Source organism: Ralstonia sp. A12, assembly GCF_000801955.1.
Classification (GTDB): domain Bacteria; phylum Pseudomonadota; class Gammaproteobacteria; order Burkholderiales; family Burkholderiaceae; genus Ralstonia.
The window spans coordinates 117,193-140,770 of record NZ_JSZO01000007.1; the positions used below are offsets into that span (position 1 = coordinate 117,193).

The window sequence follows — 23,578 nt, forward strand, 5'->3', positions numbered from 1 at the left end:
ATGGTCACGCGTAGATATAGCGGCGCGACCACGGGATCGACGTCGCTGACTTGCCGGCCTTCTGCAGCACGGTCTGGAAGATCGAGATCTCGTCGGCGTCGAAGGCGTGTGCGCAGCCGGCCAGGTAGACGCGCCAGATACGGTACTTCTTCTCGCCCACCATCGCGCGGATGGTGTCGCCGTTGGTCTCGAAGCGCTCGGCCCAGTGCTCAAGCGTGCGCGCATAGTGGCGGCGCAGGCTTTCAACGTCAAGCGCTTCCAGGCCGCCGTCCTGCGCGGCGCTCAACGCCAGCGAGATGTGCGGCAGCTCGCCTTGCGGGAAGACGTAGCGGTCGATGAAATCGCCGCCGCCCATCGAGCTCTCGCCGCCGTCGGGGTCAGACGAGGTGATGCCGTGGTTCATGGCGACGCCGCCGTCGGCCAGCAGGTCGTGCATGCGGTGGAAGTAGCCCGGCAGGTTCTTGCGCCCGACGTGTTCGAACATGCCGACGCTGGTGATGCGGTCGAACTGGCCGGTGAGGTCGCGGTAGTCCTGGATGCGGATTTCGATCTGGTCTTGCAGGCCGGCAGCGCGCACGCGCTCTGTCGCGAGGTCGTACTGGTTTTGCGACAGCGTCACGCCCAGGCAACGCGCGCCGTATTTCTGCGCCGCACGCAGCACCAGCGCACCCCAGCCGCAGCCGATGTCGAGCAACATCTGCCCGGGCTGCAGGCGGATCTTGGTGAGGATGTGGTCAATCTTCTTGAGCTGCGCTTCGTCGAGCGTTTCGTCGCCGTTCTCGAAGTAGGCGCAGGAGTAGACCATGTTCTGGTCCAGCCACAGCTTGTAGAAGTCGTTGGAGACGTCGTAGTGGTACTGGATCGATTCCTTGTCGCCTTCCTTCGTATGGGCGAAGTGGCGCACCACGCGGGCCAGCGCGTTGCCGCTCTTGGCTGCAGCTGCGGCGGCCAGGCCGTAGCTGACGTTGATGATGTCGGCCAGCTTGCCCTCCAGGTCGATCTTCTCCTGGACGTAGGCCTCACCAAGGTTGTTGAGTGTGGGGGACAGCAGCAGCGGCAGCGCGCTGGCTTCGCGCACGGTGAGCGTGACGCGCGGTTGGTCGAAGCGGCCGAGTTCGTACTGGTCGCCGTTCCATAGGCGCAGGCGCACCGGGAGGTTGGCAGAGTCGCGGATCTCCTTGATCCACTGCTCGAGCTTACGGTCAATCGCCTGTTGGAAAAACATGTCGACGCCTCCCAGATGTGCACAAGATCGGGGCAGCCGTCATCGGATTGCCGCCCGAACGCATCACATTAGCTTACGACAAAGATTCCCATTGTGCTGTGCGGGTCTTATGCGTGGCGGATAGCCTTCCTCCTGTTGCAGCAAGCGCCGTGCCGGGATGACGCAATGCGCAATAAACCATTGCGCAGTCGACCTCACCCGATCAGGGGGCCAGGCGGGCGATCTTCCAGGTGCCGTCGGCTTGCTTGCGGTATTCCAGGCGATCGTGCAGGCGCGACGGGCGGCCTTGCCAGAACTCAATGCACGCGGGCAACAGGCGATAACCGCCCCAGTGCGGCGGGCGCGGCGGGGTGTCGCCAAAGCGCTGGCTGTATTCGGCCTCGCGTGCTTCCAGCGTGGCGCGGTCGGGTACTTCGCTGCTCTGCTCCGATGCCCAGGCACCCAGGCGCGAGCCGAGCGGGCGCGAGTGATAGTAAGCATCGCTCTCGGCTTCCGACACCTTTTCGACGATGCCCTGGATGCGCACCTGGCGCTCCAGCCCGATCCAGTGGAACAGCAGTGCCGCATGCGGGTTGGCGGCCAATTCCTCGCCCTTGTGGCTGGCGTAGTTGGTGAAGAACGTGAAGCCGCGTTCGTCCAGGTTCTTGAGCAGGACGATGCGGGCCGACGGCTGGCCCTGCGGGTCGACAGTGGCGAGCGACATGGCGTTGACCTCGGCCACCTCGGCCTTGATGGCCTCGTCAAACCAGCGGCGGAACTGGCGCAGGGGGTTGGCATCCACGTCGGCAATGTCGAGCGAGGCGCGGGCGTATTCGGTGCGGATATCGGCGATGGAAGTCATGGTGCAGAGAGGCGTAAGCCGGCGACATGCGGCGTGACGGGCCGAGTATAGACAAACACGGCCGACCGCCGTTTGCGCATACGCAAGCCAGCCTGGCATGGTTCGCGCTTCTGCCGGGGCTCTGGCGGTTCGCGGCACGCCGCCTATATTGGCAATTCGGGCCGCGCAGCAGCGCACTCGCCTGATCCCCCCGCAAAAGTTGCAAGAGGATGTCGAAATGGCCACCCATTCCCCTTCCCCTGAACCCCCAGATTCAGATGCGCCTTTGGGGTTGACGCGTCGCCAGTGGCTGCAGGGCACGCTGGCGGTGGCGGTGGCGGCTGCGGGGCTGGTTGGCTCGCAGGTGCTGCGCGCGGTGGCGCGGGCCCCTGGCGAGCCGCTCGATGCGTTCATGGCGTTGTCACAGGCGCTGACGGCCCGGCCAACGCTGGACCGCGCGGTCGGCACGCGGTTGCTGGCGGCGCTGGGCAAGCCGGGCAGCGACTTTGTCGCGCAGTTGCGGCCACTGGCCCAATCGCTGGCGGCAGGCACGCTCTCCGAGGCGCAGCAGAAGACGGCGTTGCGCATTCTGGAGGCGTGGTATCTGGGCGTGGTCGACGGCAACGTCGTCACGTACGAGCAGGCGCTGATGTACAGCGTGGTGTCCGACACCCTGGTCATCCGCACGTACTGCCCCAACCAGCCCGGCTTCTGGGCTGAGCCCCCCGTCGAGAGGCAAAGCTGATGGCCGATACTCAACAAACCGATATCGTGGTGGTCGGCTCCGGCGTGGCCGGCGCGCTGGTGGCATATGAGTTGGCGCGCGCGGGCAAGTCGGTGCTGATGCTCGAAGCCGGCCCGCGCCTGCCGCGCTGGGAGATCGTCGAGCGTTTCCGCAACCAGGCCGACAAGATGGATTTCATGGCGCCGTATCCGTCGACGCCGTGGGCGCCGCATCCGGAATACGGCCCGCCGAACAACTACCTGATCCTCAAGGGCGAGCACAAATTCAACTCGCAATACATCCGCGCGGTGGGCGGCACGACATGGCACTGGGCGGCATCCACCTGGCGCTTCATGCCGAACGATTTCAAGCTGCGCAGCGTGTACGGCATCGCGCGTGATTGGCCCCTGCAGTACGGCGATCTGGAGCGCTATTACGGCCGCGCTGAAGAAGCTCTGGGCGTATGGGGCCCGAACGACGAGGAACTGGGTTCCCCACGCAGCCAGCCGTATCCGATGACGCCGCTGCCGCTGTCATTCAATGAACGCACGATCAAGCAAGCGCTCAATGGGTACGACCCGGACTTCCACGTGGTGACGGAACCGGTGGCGCGAAACAGCCGCCCCTACGATGGCCGCCCGACCTGCTGCGGCAACAACAACTGCATGCCGATCTGCCCGATCGGGGCGATGTACAACGGCATCTTCCATGTGGAGAAAGCCGAGCAGGCCGGCGCGCGCCTGATTGAAAACGCGGTGGTCTTCAAGCTGGAGGTGGGCACCAACAAGCGCATCGTGGCCGCGCGCTACAAGGATGCGAAGGGCGCCGAGCACCGCGTGGAAGGCAAGTGGTTCGTGCTGGCCGCCAACGGCATTGAAACGCCCAAGCTGATGTTGATGTCCACCAGCCAGGACTATCCCAAGGGCGTGGGCAACAGTTCAGACATGGTGGGCCGCAACCTGATGGACCACCCCGGCACCGGCGTCACCTTTTATGCCGACCGCAAGCTCTGGCCGGGGCGCGGGCCGCAGGAGATGACCTCGCTGATCGGCTTTCGCGATGGGCCGTTCCGCGCTACGCAGGCGGGCAAGAAACTGCACCTCTCGAACATCTCGCGTATCGAGCAGGAGACGCAGCGCATCTTCAAGGAAGGCAAGCTCATCAAGCCCGCCGAGCTGGACGCCCGCATCCGCGACCAGGCCGCGCGCTTCGTGGAGTTCGACAGCTTTCACGAAATCCTGCCGCTGCCCGAGAACCGCATCGTGCCGAGCACGACCGAGGTGGATGCCATCGGCATTCCGCGCCCCGAGATCACGTACCGCATCGACGACTACGTCAAACGCAGTGCCGTGCACACGCGCGAGGTCTACGCCACGGCAGCCAAGGTGTTGGGCGGCACTGACGTGCAGTTCAACGACGCGTTCGCGCCCAACAATCACATCACTGGCGCGACCATCATGGGGGCGGACCCGAAGGACGCCGTGGTCGACAAGGATTGCCGCACGTTCGACCACCCGAACCTGTTCATCAGCAGCAGTTCCACCATGCCCACGGTAGGCACGGTCAACGTGACGTTGACCATCGCCGCGCTGGCGTTGCGCATTGCTGATCAACTGAAGAAGGAGGCGTGAGATGAAAGCCATCGCCTCTTGCTTGTTGTTGTCCTGTCTGGCAGCGAGCACATGGGCAAAAGACACGCCTGCCGACACCGCGCAGATCAAGCGTGGTGAATACCTCGCCATTGCCGCTGACTGCGCGGCCTGCCACACGGCGCCGGGCGGAAAACCATTTGCCGGCGGCCTGCCCATGCCGATCCCGATGCTGGGCACGATCTACACCAGCAACATCACGCCCGATGCGAAAACCGGCATCGGCAAATGGACGTACGAGGACTTCGAACGCGCGGTGCGCAAGGGCGTGGACGACGACGGCGACAACCTCTATCCGGCCATGCCGTATCCGTCGTACGCGAAGATCAACGATGCGGATATGCGCGATCTCTACGCGTATTTCCACTATGGCGTGACTGCCGTGCAGAACGATCCGCCGCCCAGCACGATCCGCTGGCCGCTGAACATGCGCTGGCCGCTCAAGCTGTGGAACCTGGTCTTCCTCAAGAGCGAGCCGTACATCCCCAGGGGCGACAAGACACCAACGTGGAATCGTGGTGCCTACCTGATGCAAGGGCTGGCGCATTGCGGTACGTGCCATACGCCACGCGGCTTCGCCATGCAGGAGAAGGCAATGGACGAGCGTGGCAAGGGTTATCTGGCGGGTTCCACGCTGGCGGGCTGGACGGCGTTCAATATCACGTCCGACCCGGTCAGCGGTATCGGCGCCTGGAAGCCCGAGCAGCTCGTGCAGTATCTGCGCACGGGTAGCGTGCCGGGTTTGGCACAGGCGGCGGGGCCGATGGGCGAGGCGGTGCAGCACAGCTTCTCACGCATGACCGAGCGCGACATCCTGGCCATGGCGGAGTACCTGCGCACCGTGCCCGCTGTCAGCAACAACCTGGAGCGTGCACGGCAGGATTGGGGCAAGCCTGCCACCGACGTGACCGTGCTGCGCGGCAAGCCGATCGAAACCACCATCGATGCCGCTCGCCTGTATCTCGGCAATTGCGCCACCTGTCACCAGGCCGATGGACGCGGCACGCCCGATGGCTATTACCCGCCGCTGCTGCACAACTCCACGGTGGGCGCGCGTGATTCGGGCAACCTCGTGCAGGTGATCGTGCACGGCATCGAGCGCAAGGCCGGGGACCGGCACATCGGCATGCCCGCGTTCGGGCGCGAGCTGTCGGACGCGCAACTCGCCGCGCTGACGAACTACGTGACGCGGCAGTTTGGTGATCCGGCCACGCCGCAGATGACGGCAGAGGGGATCGCGAAGCGGCGTTGAATCAGCCGCCGCTCGTCATCGGATCACGCGCGGGCGGCGTGCTCGGGCGCGGGGCCGGCTGCGCCGATTTCAGATCGCCCTCGGGCGTGCGCCCCGGGTTCTTGCTGCGATAAGTCTTACCCGGCGGTGGGGCCGTGGGGCGCTGGCGCACGTCGGCCAACAGCTTGCCGCAGGGACTTTCAGGGGCAGGCTTGAGTTCCAGCACTGGCAGCACGGCCGCGATTGGCGCGGCAAACGCCAGCGCTACCGCACCGCCCGCGCGCAGCGCCACCACCGCCGGGTTGACCGACACATCCGGATGTTTGTACGTGCCCTTCACGTACAGCGGCGTGCGCAGCGAAAACACGCGCAACCCCTTCGAGTCCGGATGGATGGTGAAGTCCAGCGCCTCCTGCTTGAAGCTGGTCGCACCGGTCACGTCGATCACGGCATCCTGCGTGTCCACCACAAACGTGCGCGCTTGCGCCAGGCCGTTGCTCACAGCAAAGTCGCCAGCCGCACAGTTGATGGTGACCTGCTTGTCGCCAAAGAGCTTGGTGAGGATCACGTTGCCGACGTTCAGCCCCATGGCTTCGAGGATGAACTTGCTGATGGTGCCTTGCTCCACGAGCACCTTCATCTCGCCGTTGGACGAGCCGAGTAACGTGGCAACCGAGTTGCCGGTGGCGGACAGGCGCGCATCGCCGTTGATCTCGCCCACGCTGGCGCGCATGGAATCGATGTTCGGGAACAGCTGCTTGATCTTGAAATGCCGCGCCGCCAGTGCCGCGCGCGCCTGCATCGGCATGGCATGACCATCGAGCTGGATGTTGGAGGTGAGCGTGCCGCCCGCAATGCCGAAGTTGAGCGGGTCAAGCGTGAGCACCGCATCCTGCAGCTTGACGTGCGTGACCAGGTGGTCGATCGGCAGATCGGCGCTGTGGACGATGCGCTCGCCGGTGAACTTCACGTCGGCGTCGATGGCGTTCCAGCGGTCGGTGCGGAAGGGCTCGACCGGCAGCACCTTATCGGTGGGCTGGCGCACGGTCTTGCTGTCGCCCGGATCAGCGCTGGGGTCGGCGCGTTTGGCCTTGCTGGCGTTGGAGTCGGCACCGATGATCGGGGCCAAGTCGGCAAACAGCAGTTGATGCGAGACCAGCTCGCCGGTCAGTTGCGGGCGCGGCTCGCGCATGGTGAAGGTGAGTGTGCCGCCCAGGTCCGAGCCGCCCACGCGGCCGGTGAATTTTTCGTAGCGCCAGCTTGAACCTTGCTTGCGCAACTCGCCGATCAAGCGGCCGCGTGTGTCGAACGGCGGCGTGTCGGGCAGCACCACGCCCGTCAGCGGATACAGCTGCGCCATGCTTGCGCCTGACAGGTGCAGGCGCAGGTCCAATGCAGCCAGGCTGGATGGGTTGGTGAGCGAGCCGGCCAAGGCGATACGCGTCTTGCCGACTGTCACGTCGGCCTGCAGCGGGTAGGGGCGCTTGGCATCCTGCAGGCGCAGCACGCCGCCAGCCTTGCCGCTGCCGTTGATGGCGGCGTTGTTGTACGTGCCCTTGACCGTCCAGGCGATGCCGTACGGCTGTTGGGGATCGGGCGTGACGGACGCATTGGCTGCCGCACCAGAGGCAGCTGCGCCAGAAGCCGTCGGCACCATCGCCGGCTGCTCGCTGCTCTTGAGCGCGACGCCGTTGGCGGCGGTGTACAGCGCCTGGTTGTCGACCGTGTCGACGGTGGCCGCCAGGTGGATGCGCTTGATGTCGTCATCCAGCGCCAGCGAGCCCTTGCTGAAGCCGATTTCGCGCAGCTCCAGCTTCCAGTCGGACGGTTTGTTGTCACTGCTGCCGGCAAGGTCAAACGTCCAGTTGTTGCGGTTCTGCTTGTCGCGCTCCAGCGCAATGGCCGGCGTATCGAGTGTCACGCTCGGGATGACGATGCGGTGTGCCAGCAGCGGCAGTGCTTCCAGCACGAACGTGAGCTGGTGGATCGTCGCCACGTGCGGCTGCTTGGTCCAGTCCGGGTTGCCGACCGTGATGTCGTTGGCAATCAGCCGCGGCCAGGGCACATAGGCACGCCAACCGGTTTCGCCTTCGGGCTTCTTCCAGGTCAGCATCAGGTCGCCGTTAATGGCGAACGCGCGGCCGATGGCTTGCGAGACATGGTCGTTCAGATACGGCTTGGCGCGGTTCCAGTCGAACGTCAGCACAAAAATGACTGCCGCTGCCACGATGACAACGGGCGAGATGACGAGTCCGAGGGCGAGTTTGCCGGAGGTTCGCATGGGTCTTGTTATTTGTTTGGCACGTAAAAATCCGACTCGCCGCATTGATATATAGTTCGGCGCAGTTCCGATTCAATTGTGTCATGAGCCAAGTAGCAATCAGCGCGCCTGCGCACCCGCCCATCCTCGATGACGAATACGCACGCCGGTTTGGCGGCGTTGCACGCTTGTACGGCCCAAACGCGCTGGAGCGCTTTGCGGCTGCACACGTGTGCGTGATCGGCATCGGCGGTGTGGGGTCGTGGGTGGCGGAAGCGTTGGCACGCTGCGGTGTTGGCAAGCTCACGCTGATCGACCTCGACCACATCGCCGTCTCCAACACCAACCGCCAGATCCACGCGTTGGGCGATGCCTACGGCATGGCCAAGGTTGACGCCATGGCCGAGCGCATCCTGCAGATCAACCCGCGTGCCGAGATCAGCCGCATTGACGATTTCGTGACCGTGGAAAACGTCGAGGCCTTGCTTGGCCACCCGTTCGACTACGTGATCGACGCCATCGATGCGGTGAAGGTGAAGACCGCCATCCTGGCCTTCTGCCAGCGCACCGGCAAACGTGTGGTGACGTGCGGTGCAGCAGGCGGGCAACTCGACCCGACGCGCATTCGCGTGACTGATCTCACGCGCACGATCCAGGACCCGCTGCTCGCCAAGGTGCGCGGCAACCTGCGCCGCCAGCACGGCTTCTCGAAGAATCCCAAGTCGCGTTTCGGCATCGATGCCGTGTTCTCGGATGAGCCGCTGCGCTATCCGGAACCCGAGCAGCAGGCCTGTGCTGTCGAACTGCCGGTCGAATCGAGCCACGCCGGCATTGATGATCTGGCGGCGGCAGGGGAGATCGAAGTCGTCAACGCCCCGCCCGCACCGCAGCCGTCGCAAGGCCCGCAAGGGCTGGCTTGCGCGGGCTTCGGCTCGTCGGTGTGCGTGACCGCGGTGTTCGGGATGGTGGCGGCGTCGGCGGCGCTGCGTGCAATCGCCGACGTCTGAACGGCGCGCCTCTACCGTGCGTTATCGCGGGATGAATTGATCCAGTTTTTCGCGGATCTTGTCAGCGTAGACGCCCGACCATTCCTCGCGCGGCTGGCTGTTGGCAAAAACCACGAAGGCTGGCATGACCGACACGCCGTACTTGGCTGCGGTGCCCTCGTTTTCGTCGAAGTCCATGGTGACGAACGTGGCGCGCCCGGCGTAATTCGACTCCATCTGCTCCAGGCTGGCCACCGCGCATTGGCTGGGGTGGCTCCACTCTGCGGCAAAGCACACGACCACGGGCTTGTTTTGCGAGGCGTCGATCACGTCTGACTGAAACGAGGCATCGTTGACGATCTTCATGGGCACTCCTTCGCCAAGGTGGGGAAGCCCCCGCGCGGCAAAGGCGCGCGAGCAGGCCACTCTGACTCTAGGCAGGCTGAACCCGATCGACAACCCGTGTTCAGCCCACGTGCTCGATGTTGCTCATCTGGCGACCCATCTGCGCCAGATAGGTCGTCATCATGCGGTCCATCACGTCCACGTGCTGGGCAAACCACTCGGGTAGTTCTGCCACCAGGCGGCGCCCCAATTCCATCTCACCCGCGGCGGCGCGCTTGCGCACTTCACGGCACAGCGCCAATACGTTGTCGTGCTCGCCGCGATGGCAATGACGCGGGGGAAATTCCGCCGCATCCATCCACGCGTTTTCCTCGCCGAAGTGGATTTCGGTGTGTGCGATGAAGGCATCGAGGGCAGCAATGAAATCGGCGTCCGATGCGTCGGCCACGGTATTGAGCAGCGCGCAGAACTCGGCGTGGTTGGCGTCGGTGGCGGCGTCTCCAAGCTGGAGTGCTTCAGACCATTCGATCACGGGCATGGCGGGCGGGATGTGCAGGATGGACAAGGCCGTCAGCTTACGTGACGGCCTCGGTGTTCTGGTTTGATGTCGGGCAAATCGCGTGGTCGGGCTGCCTACCGCCTACTGCCTATTCGGCATCCGCTGCGGGATGCTGCTGCATCACTTCCACCGCCCGCGCATAGAGCGCCTCTGCTGGCGCGTAGCCGCGTCCGATCTGGTACAGCGTACTGTCCTGTTCGACCAGCAGGCTTGGGAAGCCGTTGATGCCCCAGCGGCGCGAGAGGCGGAAGTCTTCGCGCGTTTCATCGCGTAGCGCTTCCGTGTCGAACACGGCGTCGAAGTGCGCGGCGTCGATGCCGTTGGCGACGGCGACTTCGCGCAGCACATCGACCTGCGTGGTGTCGCGCCCCTCGGCATAGAAGGCGTGCTGCACAGCGTGGAAGAGGATAAGCACACGCTCGTCATCCTCGCCCCACACTTCGCGCGCCATGACGACGGCGCGGCAGGCGGGCTCGGTGTCGTAGACGAAGCCGTCGCGGCGCATGGCCACCTCGGGCGACTGGTCGAACGGCATGCCGCTGCGCTCGGCCACGGCGTGCCAGTGGTGGAGGATCTCGTCGCGCTTGTCAGCAGCCATCGGCTCGCGTTGGCCGGGGCGCAGGCCACCGGTGATGAGTGTGACCGGCACCGGTGCACCAAGCCGCTCGGCCAACTGCTTGCGCAGATCGGCAAGTTGCGGCCCGAAACCGTAGCACCACGAGCACATCGGATCGGCAACGTAGATCAGGCGCATGGTGTGTCCTAGTTGAGCTTGGAGGCCAGTTGGCGGCGCCAGTGCGATACCGCTTGCGGCGTGTCACGCATCATGTCGAACACCGACACCATGGTCTTGCGCGCAACGTCGTCGCGGAAGGTGCGGTCGCGCTCGACGATGGCGATCAGCTGTTCGAGTGCAGCTTCATAATTTTGCTGCGCGATGTACTGCTCGGCCAGGTCCAGGCGGGCTTGCAGGTTATTGGGTTCGTTCTCGATGAGCGCGTGCAGGGCATTGGCATCGGGCAGCGCATCGGCGCGTTCCGTGGCCTTCAGGCGCGTTTGCAGCGGGCCGTAGCGCTCATCCTGCGGCGCCTTGGGCGAGAGCAGCGCAAATTCGCTCTGCGCGGCGGGCACATCACCGCTGTCCAGCAGCAGGTTCACCAGCTCGAAGCGTGCCGCGTCGAAGCCGGGGTCAAACGCCAGCGCGTTCTGGAACGCCTCGCGTGCATGGGCGATCTCGCCAGCCTGGCGTGCGGCCAACCCTTCACGATAGGCCACATCGGCCGGCTGCGGGATCACGCGGTCGAGGAACGCGCGCAACTGTCCCTCGGGCAGCACGCCGACAAACTGGTCGACCGGCTTGCCATCCACAAAGGCCACCACGTACGGAATGCTGCGCACGTTGAAGTGCGCCGACAACTCGGGGTTGTCGTCCGAGTTGACCTTGGCGAGCTTCCACTTGCCGGCGTATTCGGCCTCGAGCTTTTCCAGCATCGGGCCCAGCGTGCGGCAGGGCCCGCACCACGGTGCCCAGAAATCGACCAGTACCGGGACTTGACGAGATGTTTCGATCACTTTTAGCGCGAAACTCTGCGAGGTGACGTCGCTCATCGGCGGGATTCTCCTGGGAAAAGTGCGGCCGGCAGCGGTTGCCGGCAGTGTGTCGAGCATTCTACTTGGGGGTGCCTGGGGCCGCTTCCAGGCTGTTTTTGCGCCCTTAAAAATGCCTGTCCTGACAACGGTTGAAAATAGAACGATCGTTCGGATACCATCCGGTAAAAACAACAGACAGATCAACGGAGACACGCTATGACACGACCGCACTTCCAGTTCTGGCCCCGGCGCATGCCGCACAACATCGGCTCGCCGCAAACGAGCCTTTGGTACAACCTGGAGGTGTCTGCGCGACGCTATCCGGACAAGGACGCGATCATCTTCTACGGTCGCCACACCAGCTTCCGCGAGCTGCACGACGATGCGGTGGCCGTGGCTGGCTGGCTGCAGCAGGTGGCGGGCGTGCAGAAGGGCGACCGCGTGCTGCTGTACATGCAGAACTGCCCGCAGTTCATGGCCGCGTACTACGGCATCCTGCGCGCCGATGCGGTGGTTGTGCCGGTCAACCCGATGAACCGGCCGGAAGAGTTCAAGCACTACATCACCGATGCGGGCGCCGCCACGGTCATCTGCAGCGCGGATCTGGCCGTCAACGTGACGACGTCCAACGCTGAACTGCCTGAGGCGCAGCGTACGAAGCATCTGCTGGTCACGTCTTACGCTGACGCACTGCCGGCCACGTACGAATATCCGGAAGACGCACCGCCCGCGTGGATCACCGCCGAGCATCCGGCACAGCCCGGTGCCGTTGCCTGGAACGACGTGATCGCCCAGCGCCTCGTGCCTGGCCCGCATACCGCCGGGCCGGACGACCTGGCAGTGATGCCGTACACATCGGGCACCACAGGCTTCCCCAAGGGCTGTATGCACCCGCACCGCACCGTCATGCACAACGTCGTGGGCGGCTCGATGTGGTCGAGCTCGACCAAGGAAGGCGTGAGCCTGTCGATCATCCCGCTGTTCCACGTGACTGGCATGCAGTACGGCATGAACGCGCCGATCTACATGGGTTCCACGGTGGTGATGCTGCCGCGCTGGGATCGCGAGGTGGCGGGGCGGTTGATCTCGCGCTACAAGATCACGCACTGGACGAACATCCCGACCATGGTGATCGACTTCCTGGCGAGTCCGCAGTTGGCGGAGTTCGACCTGTCGAGCCTGGCCTACATCGGTGGCGGCGGTGCGGCGATGCCCCAGGCCGTGGCCGAGCGCCTGCTGAAGGACTTCAACCTGGCTTACCAGGAAGGCTACGGCCTGTCGGAAACCATCGCGCCCACGCACAGCAATCCGGCGGATCGAGCCAAACAGCAGTGCCTGGGCATTCCCGTGTTCAACACCGACGCGCGCATCGTCGATCCGCAGACGCTGCAGGAGCTGCCGATTGGCGAGGTGGGCGAGATCATCGTCAGCGGCCCGCAGGTGTTCCTGGGCTACTGGGGCAAGCCGCAGGCCACTGCCGAGGTCTTCATCGAGTTCGAGGGCAAGCGCTTCTTCCGCACGGGTGACCTGGGCAAGATGGATGAAGACGGCTACTTCTTCCTCACCGACCGCCTGAAACGCATGATCAACGCGTCGGGCTTCAAGGTCTGGCCGGCCGAGGTGGAGAGCCTGCTGTACAAGCACCCCGACGTGCAGGAGGCCTGCATCATCGGCACGCGCGACGCGTATCGCGGCGAGTCGGTCAAGGCGGTGGTGGTGCTCAAGGCGCATGCCAAGGGCAAAACCACGGAAGACGACATCATCAACTGGGCGCGCGACAACATGGCCGCCTACAAGTACCCGCGCGTGGTGGAGTTTGTCGATGCGCTGCCCAAGTCCGGCACGGGCAAGGTGATGTGGCGCACGCTGCAGGAGCAGGAAAACGCCAAGAACGCGGCGGCCGAGAAACCGGCAACCGCCTAAAAGAAGAAGGGGCCCGAGTGGCCCCTTTCTCAATGCCCGCGTGCCTTGAAGAGGAGCGCGCCGATGCCGTGGAAGCCGCGCTGGCGCGCATGCCGCATCGGCGTGACGCCGGCTCGGTCGGGCAGATTCGGGTCGGCGCCCGCGTCGAGCAGGAGTTGCACGATCTTCTCGTACTTGTCGCTGCCGTCGCCCATGGCCACGGCCTCGATCAGCGCCGTCAGGCCCAGGTTGTTGGTGGCATCGGGCGGCAAGCCGGCTTTCGCCAGTTCGTTCACCACTTCCACGTAGCCACGGCGCGCAGCCGGTATCAGCGCGGTATCGCCCTCGGCGTTGGTGGCGCGCAGGTTGGCACCGTGCGACAGCGCCAGGCGCACGGTTTCCGCATCGCCCTGACTTGCGGCGAGCAGGAAGGCACTGTTCTGGGCGTTGTCTTGCATGTTGACGTCAGCGCCGGCCTGGATGAGCAGGCGGGCTGCTGCGCCCTGGCGTGCCGTCACGGCGGCGATGAGTGCGGTGCGGCCATCCGCATCGCGGGCCTTGAGGCTGGCGCCGTCGGCCAGCAAGGTCTGGATGACCATCGTGTTGCCCGTCTGGGCGGCGGCGATCAGGTCGCGGTCGCGCGTGGCGGGGTCGCTGTGATGGGCGGGGCGTGTCACAGGGGCGGCGCCCGGCGTGGCCTTGGCGCTGGCATTCGTGCCGGTGGCAACGCGCAGCATCGGCAGATGCTGTTCCTGCCAGGCGTTGGCCATGTCGCCCACGGCCAGCGCCAGCCCCAGCATGACGCCGATGAGCTGATTGAGCGCGGGATGACGGGCGAGGAGCATGGCAGGAGGGCTCAGGCGCTGAGGTAAGGGTCGGGCAGCTCAGTGGGCTCGCCGGCGACGGGCGCGTTGGCTGCGTCCGTGGCTTGCAGGCGTGTCCACAGGCGGTCCAGATACGGATCGTGCAGCCCGTTGCTGGCCAGGCCGATCAGCGTGCGTTGCAGGTATTCGCGTGCCGGCCCATACAGGCCGACCGCCTCGCGCAGGCAGCCGACCACGCGCTCATCGGGCAGACGGCCGGCGTAGGCTTCATGCGTGCGGTTCATGACGAAGGCCAGTGCGAAGACGCGTTCACCGTTGATCTCGGTGGGCAGCCAGCGTGGCTGGTAAGCGCCGGTCAGCATCTCGCGGCGCCACAACACACGGAATTCACGTTCGGCATGCGCGCGCGGCACACGGAAGGCCACACCCCGGCAACTGCCGCCGCGGTCCAGGCCGAGCACCAGCCCCGGGTTGTCCCAGGTGCCGCGATTGATGCGGGAATACAGATAGAAGCCGCGGTGGTACCCGTGCACCGTGGCCGGAGCGGCCTCGGTGTGGAAGATCATGGGGTTCCAGATGAGGGAGCCGTAACCGAACACCCAGGCGTCCTGGCATTCGCAGGGCGCACTCGACAACCGCGCGAGCGTCGATGCGAGCGACGCTTCCAGCGCAGCCTCGGTTAGCAACGACGACGCGACGGGTGAATCACCCAGGGCGGCGCGCAACCGGTTCTGTTCGAGATCCTCTCGGGTGACGGCCATGTCGCAAGCATAGAGCAATCGTTACGAGTGGTCACGCAGACGGATGGCCGATGCCCCGGAAATATCGCGTTGCGCGGGTCGGGAAGCGTTTGGCTATGGCGCGGCCGCAACGGTACACACTGTGAGGCCGGAAAACTGGAGGCGGGGGAACGGAATTGAACCGTCTTATACGGCTTTGCAAGCCGCAGCATTGACCACTCTGCCACCCCGCCGGGGGAGGGAGCCTGCGATGTGTCGCATGACGTATCGCAGGCCGGGCGCGATTCTAGCGCAGGATCAGACTTCCAGCAGATCGACTTCGAAAAGCAACGTTGCGTTCGGGGGGATCACGCCGCCCGCGCCGCGCGCGCCGTAGCCCAGGGCTGCCGGGATGATCAGCTTGCGCGTGCCGCCCACCTTCATGCCCTGCACGCCTTCGTCCCAGCCCTTGATGACGTGGCCGGCGCCCAGCGGGAAGGCGAACGGGTCGTTGCGGTCCTTGCTGGAGTCGAACTTCTTGCCGGCCTGGCCGTTTTCGTACAGCCAGCCGGTGTAGTGCACGGTGACGTACTTGCCGGCGGTGGCTTCAGCGCCGTCGCCGACGACGACGTCTTCGAATTGCAGGCCGCTTGCGGTGGTAGTGGTCATGGTGAGCCTCGTGGAGTGGGGCGTGGGTGAGAGAGGGCTCAGGCAGCCTGTGCGGCCTTGAGCGTTTCAAGCTGGACGTGGACGTTGTCCGCGTCGTTGGCGATCCAGATGTCGCCGTCCTGGATGGTGACTTGCAGACGCATGGTGCGTTCCACCATGGCGGCCAGCGCGGCCACGGTGTCGGGTGCCACTTCGTAGACCGACAGGTTGGCAAAGCGCGCAACCTTGGTCTCGATCTGCTGCCACCATACGCGACTGGCATTGCCGCTATACGTATACACAGCGACCTGCTCGGCGCGGTTGCTGGCCTTGCGCACCCGGGTGTCGTCGGGGTTGCCGAGGTCGATCCAGAGTTCAATGGCGTCGGTCAGGTCGCGCTGCCAGAGTTCGGGCTCGTCGGGTTCGGACAGGCCGCGCGTGAACGCGAGCGTTTCACTGGCGTGGCGTGCAAAGGCGAGCACGCGCACCATCATGCGCTCGTCGTTCTCGCTTGGGTGGCGGGCAACGGTCAGGGCGTGGCTGCCGTAGTAGTGGCGATCCATGTCGGCGATCTGCAGATCGACCTTGTAGATCGTGGATTTGAGGGCCATTCGGACTAGGACTCGGACAGCGGGTTTTTCAGCAAAGCGCGCATTGTCGCACGGCATCATGACGCGGTCGTCTTGCCGTTCAGCGCTTTCGTACTTTGGTGCATTCCCATCGGGGCCGGATTGCGGTATACGCAAGCGGTGCGCGCATCTTGGGCGGTTGTCGGGTTGCCCAGGGCGCAGGGAATGCGCGCGCGTTTTCCAATACCAACAGGACAATCAGAACGATGCGTTGGATTTTCGGAATCGTGGGCCTGGTGTTCGGGGCCTTCTCAGGGGGTGTGGTCGGCGCGTTTTTTGGTGCGCTGATCGGCGTCGGATTGGCTTCACTGATCCTGGTCATGGACAAGCGGGCCAGCTCGCAATGGGCCAAGGCACCCGATGCCCCTCAAGGCAGTGCGCCGGCGCAGGTGCCGGTGGCTGTGCCGATCAATGAGCGCGTGACGCGGCTGGAGCACGAGGTGGCGCTGTTGCGTCGCCAGATCGCCGAGCTCAAGGGGCAATCATTTGCAACGCCTGCGCCGGACGCGCCGGTGACTGTTGAGCCTGTGGCGGCGCCGGTGCCGGAACGGGTGCCCGAGCCCATCGTTGCCGAGTCGTTGCCGGCCGTGGAGGCGCCCGCTGTGGTGCAGCCGGTGCCGGTTGCGCCGCCGATTGCTCAACCCACCCTGGCGCCGCACGAGCCCGATTGGGTGGAGCGCGCGGTTGGCGCTGCGCGCGACTGGCTGCTAGGCGGCAACAGCGTGGTGCGGGTCGGCATCCTGATCCTGTTCTTCGGCGTGGCGTTCCTGCTCAAGTACGCGGCCGACAATAGCCTGCTGCCGGTTGAGTTTCGCCTGGCGGGCGTGGCGGTAGGGTCCATCGTGCTGCTGGGCATTGGCTGGCGCCTGCGTGACAAGCGCCCCGGCTATGCGCTGGTGCTCCAGGGCGGCGGGGTGGGTGTGCTGTACCTGACGGTATTTGCGGCGACACGCATGGTGCCGCTGCTGACACCGGGGATGGCGTTTCCGCTGCTGGTGCTGATCTGCGCGCTGGCGGCCGGGCTGGCCGTCAAGCAGAACGCGCCGGCACTCGCCTTTACCGGCAGCGCGGGCGGTTTCCTGGCGCCGATCCTGATCTCAACAGGGCAGGGCAGCCATGTGGCGCTGTTTAGCTACTACGCACTGCTCAATGCCGGCATCTTCGCCATTGCGTGGTTCCGTGCATGGCGCGCGCTGAATCTGCTGGGCTTTGTGTTCACCTTTGGTATCGCCACGGCTTGGGGTGCGCTGCGCTACGAGCCGTCGTTGCTCAAGAGCACCGAGCCGTTCCTGATCCTGTTCTTCCTGATGTACGTGGGCATTGCGCTGCTGTATGCGCTGCGCCGCCAGGTCAGCCTCAAGCATTACGTGGATGGCACCCTGGTGTTCGGCACGCCGCTGGTGGCGATGGGCCTGCAGGCTGCGCTGGTGCACCACATTCCGTTTGCGATGGCGTGGAGTGCCGCAGTGCTGGCGGCGTTCTACCTGGGCATTGCCGCATGGCTGGCGCCCAAGCGCGCGCGCCTGGGGCTGCTGTTTGAATCGATGTTCGCGCTGGGCGTGATCTTCATCACGCTGGCGATTCCGCTGGCCTTTGATGGACGCACGACCAGTGCAGTCTGGGCGGTGGAAGGCGCCGCTGTGGTGTGGGCGAGTGTGCGCCAGCAGCGCCGCCTGGCGCTAGCGGCCGGGCTGCTGCTGCAGTTGGCAGCGGGCGTGGCGTTTGCGTTGGGGGCGTTGTTTGAATGGTCACCGTCTTTGCAGTGGCCGGTGCTCAACAGCCACTACATCGGCGGGGTGCTGATTGCGGCAGCGGGCATCTTCAGCGGTTGGCGCCTGCATGGCAAGGCGGAAGCCCACGACTGGCTGAAGGTGGCGCCCGCGCTGGGCATTGCCGCTTCGGTGTGGGGGCTGCTGTGGTGGCTCGGCAGTGGTGGCGACGAGATCGACCGCTATGCATGGCGCCTTGGCACCAAGGCCGTCGACCGACCGGACCTTCCGCTCTACGCCGCCTTTGCGTTGCTGACTGCATGGGGCGCGCACGGCCTGCGTCGCAAGCTCGATTGGGCGCTGGCGGAGTGGCCCGCACTGGCGTTGTCGCCCGCGCTTGCACTGGTCGCGTTGATGGCGATCGAGCACTGGGCGCCGTCGCCGCTGGCCGGTTGGGGTGGGGCAGTGTGGATCGCATCGATCGTGCTGGCCTTCGTGCTGCTGCACCGTCAGCAGCGAGACGTTGGCGACACCATTCTTGCGCCGCTGCATACGGTGTTGTTCTGGCTGATCTGCGGCATGTTGGCCACCGAAGGCTACTGGCGCTTGGATGCCTACGTGCCGGAAGGCACATGGAGCTTTGCCGCCTGGGCCTACGGCTATGGCGCGTTGCTTGCCTTGTTGGCCGGCGCCGGCTGGCGCATTCGCTGGCCGATCGCGCGTTTCGAGCGCGCCTACCTGCTGTGGGGCGCCGCGCCCCTGGCTGGACTGCTGTGGCTGTGGAGCGTGGTCAGCGCCGCCAGCGATGGCGATGCCGCGCCGCTGTTCTACCTGCCCATCCTCAACCCGCTGGATGTGGCGCAGTTGCTGGTCTTCCTGGCCATCGCGCTGTGGATGCGCCGCGTGGCACTACAGAAGCTGGTGCCCGAGCCGATGGTGATTGGTTACGCCGTCGGCGCGACGCTGTTCATCTGGGCCAATGCGGTGCTGCTGCGCACGCTGCACCACTGGGCACATATTCCGTACACCCTGGACGACCTGGGCGACTCGATGCTGGTGCAGGCGTCGCTGTCGATGTTCTGGACTGTGCTGGCGCTGGGCGTGATGGTGTTTGCCACGCGGCGCGCCAGCCGTGCGTTGTGGTTTACGGGCGCGGCGCTGCTGGGTGTGACAGTGGTCAAGCTGTTCCTGTTCGACCTGTCGCGCGTGACGGGCGTGGAGCGCATCGTTTCGTTCATCGGCATTGGCGTGCTGCTGCTGTTGATCGGCTATCTGTCGCCGCTGCCGCCGAAGGCAAAGACGCACGGTGACGCCGAGACCAAGGAGGTTGTGTGAAGAAGGTTGTTCTTGCGATGGCTGTGGCGTCGCTGTTGTCTGCGCCGGCCTGGGCTGAGCGCTTTGCGTTGACCGGCACGCCCGGTGCGCCGTACTACGCCGTCACGCTCAGCGAAGACGTGTATGCCCATGCGCGCAGCATCGGCGACAGCGGCCTGACGGACTTGCGCGTTCTCAACGGCGACGGTGAACCTGTGCCGTTCACTGTCGAGATTCCGCGCGATCCAGCACCGCAGGCGCGCACGCTGCAGGATGTGCGCTGGTTCGCCACGCCCATCGATGAAGCGCAGAAGCCCGGCGCCGCCGGTGTCGTGCTCGGCGCCGATGGCGTGCTGCGTGCCACCGGCGCGCCGCCCACGCAGGAGTTGGCGCGCGCGTGGCTGGTCGACCTGAGCCAGTTGCACGACACGCTGACGGCGCTGGTGGTGGGGTTGCCCACCGCTGAATTCCAAAGCGGCGTGACCGTGCAGGCCAGCGATGACCTGCAGCACTGGAACCCAGTGAGCCAGGCCACGCTGTTCCGCCTGTCCAATCAAGGCAGCACGCTGGTGCAGGATCGCATCGAGTTCACCGGGCTGCGTGCGAAATACCTGCGATTGACGTGGCAGGGCAAGCCACCCGTGCCCGACAGCGTGCGCGCAGAACTGGCGGCCGGTGCGGCACCGTTGCCGGCGGACAGCGCCATCCAGTGGCGCACCGGTTTGACGCCGGTGCAGACGCCTGCAGCTGGTGACTACCAATTCGATACCGGCGGTGCGTTCCCGGTGGAGCGCGTGAAGATTCATCTGCCGCAAGCCAATACCGTCGCGCAGGCCACGCTGTATGCGCGTGCGGATGCGCAGGCGCAGTGGCGGCCAGTCACGTCGACACGGCTGTTCCGCCTAGCGGGTGCAGGCGGGCAAGGCGAGCAGGAGAACGCAGCGATCAGCGTGCCTGCCACCGGCGAGCGTTACTGGCGCCTGCAGGTCGACACGCGCAGCGGTGGTCTGGGCTCGGGCGCGCCGCAACTCAGCATCGGCTGGCGCCCCGCCACCGTCACCTACGCGGCGCGCGGCAATGTGCCGTTTGTGCTCGCCGTGGGGGAGGTGGCGCGTGGCAACCCGATCGCCCGGGCGGATCTGCTGGCGGGTGCTTCGCCCGCAATCGCACCGGCGCAGCTTGGCGCGATGAGTGATTCGCCGTCCGACGCAATGACGGCCGAGCCGCCCGGCGGCAGGACGCGTCAGTGGGTGCTGTGGGGTGCGCTCGTTGCGGCGGTGGTTGTGCTGGGCGGCATGGCGTGGCGCTTGTTCCGCACGTCGGCGACACCACCGGGGTCATCGCAGTAGCAAGCAAAACGGCGCCGCTGGGGCGCCGTTTTTTATACGCCGAAGCGTGCTCGCATCAGTGCACGAAGGCCGGTTGCACGAACAGTGCGATGGCGATGGCGAGCCCCACTGTCCACACCAGTGAGCGCACCGCTGCCCAGTCAGCCAGATAGCACACTGTGTACAGCACCCGCGCGGCAACGAATCCGATGGCCAGCCAGTTGACTCGGTCGACCGGGCTGCCGCCGAGGATCGCCACCAATACCGCCACGGCAAAGAACGGGAACGTCTCGAAGTGGTTTTGCTGGGCAGCGTTGGCCCGCCGTGCCAGCCCCGTCAGGCCGGCGGCCCATTCGCGCGGGTTGTGATTGTCGCGCTTGGGTCCGCTGGCTTTAGCGATTCCGATGCAGACATAGGGCAGCAAGGCGGCAATCAACACGCACCACAGGGCGATCGGCATGGTCAGGTTCCTTGAAAATTGAGTGCCCGCACACTAGCACGGCGGGCGCATTCAAACACCTGAGCGGGGCTTAGCCTTCTGCACTGTGTACAGCGATGCGGATGTCGCCCAGCATGACCACCTGGCCCGCGCGGATCTTGGCGGTCTTGCGTGATTCCGGCTGGCCGTCGACGGTGACACCGCCATCGGCAACGACGGCCTTGCCGGCGCCGCCGCTGTCGACCACGCCGGTGAGTTTGAGCAGCTTGTGCAGCTCGATGTATTCAGTGTTCAGGGCGAAATCGATATTGGGCATAGCAGAGATTAATTCGGCGTGGCTTCCACGCTGATGTCGAGGTCGACGCGGTCGCCCACGTCAGGCAGGAACCGTGTCATGCCGAAGGCGCTGCGCTGGATGCTGAGGTGAAAATCACCACCGCATACATGATGCGTGCTGCCGGGCATCTTCATCTCGCCGCAGTTGAAGCGGCGCACGTCCAGTCGCACGGGCTGCGTTACGCCGCGCAGCGTCAGCTTGCCTTCGATGGCGACGAGCTTGCCGTCTTGCACGACAAAGCGGTCGCTGCGCAGGCGGATGGTCGGATACTGCGCGGCATCCAGGAATTGCTCGGATTTCAGCACGCCGTCCAGCACCGGCAGACGTGTGTTGACGGACGCTGCATCGATGGTGAAGTCGATGCCGCCTTGCTGCGTTGTCTCGTCAAAGTCGATGGCGCCGTCGATCTTGTCGAAGCGGCCACGCACCGTAGACCGATCGAAGTGCGACGTGCCGAAGTAGACGGCGGTGTGTGCCAGGTCTGGCGTGAACGGCGAGGCAAAGGCAGGTGCGCTCAGCACGCCCGCCAGCACTAGAAACCATGGTCGCATAGCACCTCCTGTATCAGAGGCCCACGTCGACCATGGGCCTGCGCTTACTTACCCCAGCTGTCCTTCAGGCCGACCACGCGGTTGAACACGGGCTTGCCCGGTTGCGAGTCGATGCGGTCAGCCACGAAGTAGCCGTGGCGCTCGAACTGGAAGCGGTCTTCCGCCTTGGCGGTTGCCAGCGTCGGCTCCAGGTAGGCCGTGACGGTCTGCTTGGAGTTCGGGTTGAGCGCATCCAGGAAGTTCTTGTCGCCCGAGTCCGGCTGCGGGTCGCTGAACAGGCGGTCGTACAGGCGCACTTCAGCTTCCAGCGCATGCGCGGCGCTCACCCAGTGGATGTTGCCTTTGACCTTGACGCTGTCCGCGCCCGGCGTGCCTGACTTGGTGTCGGGGATGATGTTGGCGTGCACGGCGGTGACGTTGCCGTCAGCATCCTTGTCGCAGCCGGTGCATTCGATCACGTAGCCGTAGCGCAGGCGCACCTTGTTGCCCGGGAACAGGCGGAAGTAGCCCTTGGGCGGCGTCTCGGTAAAGTCCTCGCGCTCGATCCACAGCTCACGCGTGAGCGGGAATTCGCGGCGGCCGAGTTCGGGCTGCTTCGGGTGCACGGGCGCGGAGCACGGCTCGTTGAAGTCTGCCGGCACGTTGTCGAGGATCAGCTTGACCGGGTCCAGCACGCCCACCGAACGCGGCGCACGCGCATCGAGGTCGTCGCGCACGGCGCCTTCCAGGATGCTCATGTCGATCCAGCTGTCTGCCTTGGATACGCCCACACGCTCGCAGAAGAGCTGGATTGATTCCGGCGTGTAGCCACGGCGGCGGATGCCCACCAGCGTCGGCATGCGCGGGTCGTCCCAGCCGTCGACGCGCTTTTCCGTCACCAGTTGCAGCAGCTTGCGCTTGCTGGTGATGGCGTAGGTCAGGTGCAGACGTGCGAATTCGTACTGATGCGGCAGCGGTGCGGGCAGGGCGCCGGCATCGCGCAGGTGGTCGAGCACCCAGTCGTACAGCGGGCGGTTGTTCTCGAACTCCAGCGTGCACAGCGAATGCGTGATGTTCTCCAGCGCATCGGAAATGCAGTGCGTGAAGTCGTACATCGGGTAGATGCACCACGCGTCGCCCGTGCGGTGGTGATGCGCATGGCGAATGCGGTACAGCACCGGATCACGCATCACGATGTTCGGTGCGGCCATGTCGATCTTGGCGCGCAGCACCAGTTCGCCGTCCTTGTACTTGCCGGCGCGCATGTCGCGGAACAGCGCGAGGTTCTCGTCCACCGAGCGGTCGCGGAACGGCGACGGCGTGCCCGGCTTGGTGAAGTCGCCACGGTTGGCGGCGATCTGCTCGGCGCTTTGGCTGTCGACGTAGGCAACGCCGCGCTGGATCAGCACTTCGGCAAAGCCGTAGAGCTGCTCGAAATAATTGCTGGCGTAGTGGAGGTGCTCGCCGTCGGCATCCGTCCACGAATAACCGAGCCAGTGCACGGCATCGATGATGGAATCGACGTACTCGGTGTCTTCCTTGACGGGGTTGGTGTCGTCAAAGCGCAGGTGGCAGCGACCGTTGTAATCCTTGGCCATGCCGAAGTTCACCCAGATGCTCTTGGCGTGGCCGATGTGCAGGTAGCCGTTGGGCTCCGGCGGGAAGCGCGTGACGACCGGCGGAATCGGCTGGCCGGCGGTGTCCTTGCGATTGGCGTAGGTGCCTTGTGCGAGGTCGCCGTCAATGATCTGGCGCAGGAAGTTGGACGTGGGCGCGGCGTTCGCGCCGGTGGCGTTGTCTTGGCTCATGG

The 23,578-nt window shown here is 65.3% G+C and carries 22 protein-coding genes and 1 tRNA gene; 7 read left to right on the forward strand and 16 right to left on the reverse strand.

The window, feature by feature from the left end; translation table 11 throughout:
- Positions 1–4: 4 nt before the first annotated feature.
- Positions 5–1,225: an SAM-dependent methyltransferase gene (locus PI87_RS10675; RefSeq protein ID WP_039597683.1), complete on the reverse strand. Its 1,221-nt coding sequence runs from the start codon at positions 1,223–1,225 to the stop codon at positions 5–7.
- Between the two features lie 202 nt (positions 1,226–1,427).
- A complete protein-coding gene (pdxH, locus tag PI87_RS10680) occupies positions 1,428–2,066 on the reverse strand; it encodes a pyridoxamine 5'-phosphate oxidase (protein ID WP_039597684.1) in 639 nt (212 codons plus the stop codon).
- A gap of 217 nt (positions 2,067–2,283) precedes the next feature.
- On the opposite strand from pdxH, the gene PI87_RS10685 reads away from it, so the two are divergent.
- The 3 genes from PI87_RS10685 to PI87_RS10695 are packed head-to-tail and all read left to right on the forward strand — an operon-like array spanning position 2,284 to position 5,670.
- Complete coding sequence (locus PI87_RS10685; protein WP_039597685.1) at positions 2,284–2,790, forward strand: sugar dehydrogenase complex small subunit; 507 nt, start codon at positions 2,284–2,286, stop codon at positions 2,788–2,790.
- Entirely contained in the window at positions 2,790–4,400 is a 1,611-nt protein-coding gene (locus PI87_RS10690) for a GMC family oxidoreductase (protein ID WP_039597686.1), read from the forward strand. The genes PI87_RS10685 and PI87_RS10690 overlap by 1 nt, the downstream gene beginning before the upstream one ends.
- A 1-nt stretch (position 4,401) precedes the next feature.
- On the forward strand, positions 4,402–5,670 hold the full coding sequence (locus tag PI87_RS10695) for a cytochrome c (protein WP_039597687.1): 1,269 nt from the start codon (positions 4,402–4,404) through the stop codon (positions 5,668–5,670).
- A 1-nt stretch (position 5,671) separates the two neighbouring features.
- On the opposite strand, the gene PI87_RS10700 is transcribed toward PI87_RS10695, so the two are convergent.
- Positions 5,672–7,930, reverse strand: a complete 2,259-nt coding sequence (locus tag PI87_RS10700; RefSeq protein ID WP_039597688.1) for an AsmA family protein — start codon at positions 7,928–7,930, stop codon at positions 5,672–5,674.
- An 83-nt stretch (positions 7,931–8,013) separates the two neighbouring features.
- Between PI87_RS10700 and tcdA the strand changes: the two genes are divergently transcribed.
- Positions 8,014–8,916 carry a tRNA cyclic N6-threonylcarbamoyladenosine(37) synthase TcdA gene (gene tcdA, locus PI87_RS10705; RefSeq protein WP_039597689.1) on the forward strand — a complete coding sequence of 301 codons (903 nt, stop codon included), beginning with the start codon at positions 8,014–8,016 and terminating at the stop codon, positions 8,914–8,916.
- Between the two features lie 21 nt (positions 8,917–8,937).
- On the opposite strand, the gene PI87_RS10710 is transcribed toward tcdA, so the two are convergent.
- From PI87_RS10710 to trxA, 4 genes are all read right to left on the reverse strand, one after another.
- Complete coding sequence (locus PI87_RS10710) at positions 8,938–9,261, reverse strand: thioredoxin family protein (RefSeq protein ID WP_039597690.1); 324 nt, start codon at positions 9,259–9,261, stop codon at positions 8,938–8,940.
- Between the two features lie 100 nt (positions 9,262–9,361).
- Positions 9,362–9,778: a bacteriohemerythrin gene (locus PI87_RS10715; RefSeq protein WP_039597902.1), complete on the reverse strand. Its 417-nt coding sequence runs from the start codon at positions 9,776–9,778 to the stop codon at positions 9,362–9,364.
- A 109-nt stretch (positions 9,779–9,887) separates the two neighbouring features.
- Positions 9,888–10,553, reverse strand: coding sequence for a DsbA family protein (locus PI87_RS10720; RefSeq protein WP_039597691.1), 666 nt, complete (start codon positions 10,551–10,553; stop codon positions 9,888–9,890).
- 8 nt (positions 10,554–10,561) lie between these two features.
- Complete coding sequence (trxA, locus tag PI87_RS10725) at positions 10,562–11,407, reverse strand: thioredoxin (protein ID WP_039597692.1); 846 nt, start codon at positions 11,405–11,407, stop codon at positions 10,562–10,564.
- A gap of 198 nt (positions 11,408–11,605) precedes the next feature.
- Here trxA and PI87_RS10730 point away from each other — a divergent pair, with 198 nt between their 5' ends.
- Positions 11,606–13,312, forward strand: a complete 1,707-nt coding sequence (locus PI87_RS10730; protein WP_039597693.1) for a long-chain fatty acid--CoA ligase — start codon at positions 11,606–11,608, stop codon at positions 13,310–13,312.
- 29 nt (positions 13,313–13,341) lie between these two features.
- Here PI87_RS10730 and PI87_RS10735 read toward each other — a convergent pair whose 3' ends face one another.
- The 5 genes from PI87_RS10735 to PI87_RS10755 form a co-directional block, all read right to left on the reverse strand.
- A complete protein-coding gene (locus tag PI87_RS10735) occupies positions 13,342–14,136 on the reverse strand; it encodes an ankyrin repeat domain-containing protein (protein WP_052321482.1) in 795 nt (264 codons plus the stop codon).
- 11 nt (positions 14,137–14,147) lie between these two features.
- Complete coding sequence (locus tag PI87_RS10740) at positions 14,148–14,876, reverse strand: gamma-glutamylcyclotransferase (protein WP_039597694.1); 729 nt, start codon at positions 14,874–14,876, stop codon at positions 14,148–14,150.
- A gap of 136 nt (positions 14,877–15,012) precedes the next feature.
- Positions 15,013–15,088: transfer RNA gene (locus PI87_RS10745), tRNA-Cys, on the reverse strand.
- Positions 15,089–15,152: 64 nt separating this feature from the next.
- Positions 15,153–15,503: an FKBP-type peptidyl-prolyl cis-trans isomerase gene (locus PI87_RS10750; protein ID WP_039597695.1), complete on the reverse strand. Its 351-nt coding sequence runs from the start codon at positions 15,501–15,503 to the stop codon at positions 15,153–15,155.
- A gap of 38 nt (positions 15,504–15,541) precedes the next feature.
- Complete coding sequence (locus PI87_RS10755; RefSeq protein ID WP_039597696.1) at positions 15,542–16,093, reverse strand: YaeQ family protein; 552 nt, start codon at positions 16,091–16,093, stop codon at positions 15,542–15,544.
- Between the two features lie 224 nt (positions 16,094–16,317).
- Here PI87_RS10755 and PI87_RS10760 point away from each other — a divergent pair, with 224 nt between their 5' ends.
- Positions 16,318–19,155, forward strand: a complete 2,838-nt coding sequence (locus tag PI87_RS10760; protein ID WP_039597697.1) for a DUF2339 domain-containing protein — start codon at positions 16,318–16,320, stop codon at positions 19,153–19,155.
- Positions 19,152–20,483: a DUF3999 domain-containing protein gene (locus PI87_RS10765; protein ID WP_039597698.1), complete on the forward strand. Its 1,332-nt coding sequence runs from the start codon at positions 19,152–19,154 to the stop codon at positions 20,481–20,483. The genes PI87_RS10760 and PI87_RS10765 overlap by 4 nt, the downstream gene beginning before the upstream one ends.
- A gap of 55 nt (positions 20,484–20,538) precedes the next feature.
- Here PI87_RS10765 and PI87_RS10770 read toward each other — a convergent pair whose 3' ends face one another.
- The 4 genes from PI87_RS10770 to PI87_RS10785 all read right to left on the reverse strand — a co-directional run bounded on the left by PI87_RS10770 (position 20,539) and on the right by PI87_RS10785 (position 23,576).
- Complete coding sequence (locus PI87_RS10770; RefSeq protein ID WP_039597699.1) at positions 20,539–20,922, reverse strand: MAPEG family protein; 384 nt, start codon at positions 20,920–20,922, stop codon at positions 20,539–20,541.
- A gap of 70 nt (positions 20,923–20,992) precedes the next feature.
- A complete protein-coding gene (locus PI87_RS10775; RefSeq protein WP_039597700.1) occupies positions 20,993–21,217 on the reverse strand; it encodes an RNA-binding S4 domain-containing protein in 225 nt (74 codons plus the stop codon).
- Positions 21,218–21,225: 8 nt separating this feature from the next.
- On the reverse strand, positions 21,226–21,789 hold the full coding sequence (locus PI87_RS10780) for a YceI family protein (RefSeq protein ID WP_039597701.1): 564 nt from the start codon (positions 21,787–21,789) through the stop codon (positions 21,226–21,228).
- A 44-nt stretch (positions 21,790–21,833) separates the two neighbouring features.
- Entirely contained in the window at positions 21,834–23,576 is a 1,743-nt protein-coding gene (locus PI87_RS10785) for a glutamine--tRNA ligase/YqeY domain fusion protein (protein ID WP_039597702.1), read from the reverse strand.
- Positions 23,577–23,578: the final 2 nt, after the last annotated feature.

What these genes read in the sequence shown, in the direction of transcription:
- PI87_RS10675 (WP_039597683.1), bottom strand. Translation starts at nt 1,225, where the DNA reads ATGTTTTTCCAACAGGCGATTGACCGTAAGCTCGAGCAGTGGATCAAG.
- pdxH (WP_039597684.1), bottom strand. Translation starts at nt 2,066, where the DNA reads ATGACTTCCATCGCCGATATCCGCACCGAATACGCCCGCGCCTCGCTC.
- PI87_RS10685 (WP_039597685.1), top strand. Translation starts at nt 2,284, where the DNA reads ATGGCCACCCATTCCCCTTCCCCTGAACCCCCAGATTCAGATGCGCCT.
- PI87_RS10690 (WP_039597686.1), top strand. Translation starts at nt 2,790, where the DNA reads ATGGCCGATACTCAACAAACCGATATCGTGGTGGTCGGCTCCGGCGTG.
- PI87_RS10695 (WP_039597687.1), top strand. Translation starts at nt 4,402, where the DNA reads ATGAAAGCCATCGCCTCTTGCTTGTTGTTGTCCTGTCTGGCAGCGAGC.
- PI87_RS10700 (WP_039597688.1), bottom strand. Translation starts at nt 7,930, where the DNA reads ATGCGAACCTCCGGCAAACTCGCCCTCGGACTCGTCATCTCGCCCGTT.
- tcdA (WP_039597689.1), top strand. Translation starts at nt 8,014, where the DNA reads ATGAGCCAAGTAGCAATCAGCGCGCCTGCGCACCCGCCCATCCTCGAT.
- PI87_RS10710 (WP_039597690.1), bottom strand. Translation starts at nt 9,261, where the DNA reads ATGAAGATCGTCAACGATGCCTCGTTTCAGTCAGACGTGATCGACGCC.
- PI87_RS10715 (WP_039597902.1), bottom strand. Translation starts at nt 9,778, where the DNA reads ATGCCCGTGATCGAATGGTCTGAAGCACTCCAGCTTGGAGACGCCGCC.
- PI87_RS10720 (WP_039597691.1), bottom strand. Translation starts at nt 10,553, where the DNA reads ATGCGCCTGATCTACGTTGCCGATCCGATGTGCTCGTGGTGCTACGGT.
- trxA (WP_039597692.1), bottom strand. Translation starts at nt 11,407, where the DNA reads ATGAGCGACGTCACCTCGCAGAGTTTCGCGCTAAAAGTGATCGAAACA.
- PI87_RS10730 (WP_039597693.1), top strand. Translation starts at nt 11,606, where the DNA reads ATGACACGACCGCACTTCCAGTTCTGGCCCCGGCGCATGCCGCACAAC.
- PI87_RS10735 (WP_052321482.1), bottom strand. Translation starts at nt 14,136, where the DNA reads ATGCTCCTCGCCCGTCATCCCGCGCTCAATCAGCTCATCGGCGTCATG.
- PI87_RS10740 (WP_039597694.1), bottom strand. Translation starts at nt 14,876, where the DNA reads ATGGCCGTCACCCGAGAGGATCTCGAACAGAACCGGTTGCGCGCCGCC.
- PI87_RS10750 (WP_039597695.1), bottom strand. Translation starts at nt 15,503, where the DNA reads ATGACCACTACCACCGCAAGCGGCCTGCAATTCGAAGACGTCGTCGTC.
- PI87_RS10755 (WP_039597696.1), bottom strand. Translation starts at nt 16,093, where the DNA reads ATGGCCCTCAAATCCACGATCTACAAGGTCGATCTGCAGATCGCCGAC.
- PI87_RS10760 (WP_039597697.1), top strand. Translation starts at nt 16,318, where the DNA reads ATGCGTTGGATTTTCGGAATCGTGGGCCTGGTGTTCGGGGCCTTCTCA.
- PI87_RS10770 (WP_039597699.1), bottom strand. Translation starts at nt 20,922, where the DNA reads ATGCCGATCGCCCTGTGGTGCGTGTTGATTGCCGCCTTGCTGCCCTAT.
- PI87_RS10775 (WP_039597700.1), bottom strand. Translation starts at nt 21,217, where the DNA reads ATGCCCAATATCGATTTCGCCCTGAACACTGAATACATCGAGCTGCAC.
- PI87_RS10780 (WP_039597701.1), bottom strand. Translation starts at nt 21,789, where the DNA reads ATGCGACCATGGTTTCTAGTGCTGGCGGGCGTGCTGAGCGCACCTGCC.
- PI87_RS10785 (WP_039597702.1), bottom strand. Translation starts at nt 23,576, where the DNA reads ATGAGCCAAGACAACGCCACCGGCGCGAACGCCGCGCCCACGTCCAAC.